This is a genomic window from Stenotrophomonas humi (genome assembly GCF_001431415.1).
GTDB lineage: Bacteria > Pseudomonadota > Gammaproteobacteria > Xanthomonadales > Xanthomonadaceae > Stenotrophomonas > Stenotrophomonas humi.
On the sequence record NZ_LDJI01000069.1, the window covers coordinates 1 to 733 of the forward strand.

The window sequence follows — 733 nt, forward strand, 5'->3', positions numbered from 1 at the left end:
GCCAAATTTTTGGCCTGCTGAGACAGACGATTGTAGCAACCCGTCAGAAGCGCAGTCAAACGCGCGCCCTTCAGGCCAGCCCTGATCCAGAGCTGTTACAGGGGAGCCTCCATGCACCCCGTTCAGGTCAAACTGCCGGCCCTTGGAGGGGCCGGCGGCCATCACTATTACTCTTCACCACCCGAAGCCTGTTCAGCTTCCGGGGCTGCAACTTCCGTCGCCACTGCTGCCGAACCCGAGAGGGTCTGCAGTTCCGAGTCGGTCAGACCCGAGGCGTTACGACGACGCTGCGCATGGTACGCCAAGCCGGTACCGGCCGGGATCAGACGGCCGACGATGACGTTTTCCTTCAGGCCGCGCAGGTTGTCCGAGGTGCCGCGGACGGCAGCTTCGGTCAGCACGCGGGTGGTTTCCTGGAAGGAAGCGGCCGAGATGAACGATTCGGTCGCCAGCGATGCCTTGGTGATACCCAGCAGCACCGGATCGAAACGCGCCGGCAGCTCGTTGCGTGCAACCAGCTTTGCGTTCTCTTCGATGACGCGCTGGCGCTCGGCCTGCTCACCGTTGAGGAACTTGCTGCTGCCCTGGTCGGTGATTTCCACCTTGCGGAGCATCTGACGCGAGATCACTTCAATGTGCTTGTCGTTGATCTTCACGCCCTGCAGGCGGTACACGTCCTGGATTTCCTTGACCAGGTAGCGGGCCAGCTCTTCCACGCCCTTCAGGCGCAGGA

Annotated in this window: 1 pseudogene; it reads right to left on the reverse strand. The window is 62.2% G+C overall.

The annotated features are described in order from the left end of the window. Positions 1–167 precede the first annotated feature (167 nt). Positions 168–733: pseudogene (locus tag ABB26_RS18325) on the reverse strand (DNA-directed RNA polymerase subunit beta'); the annotation flags it as partial.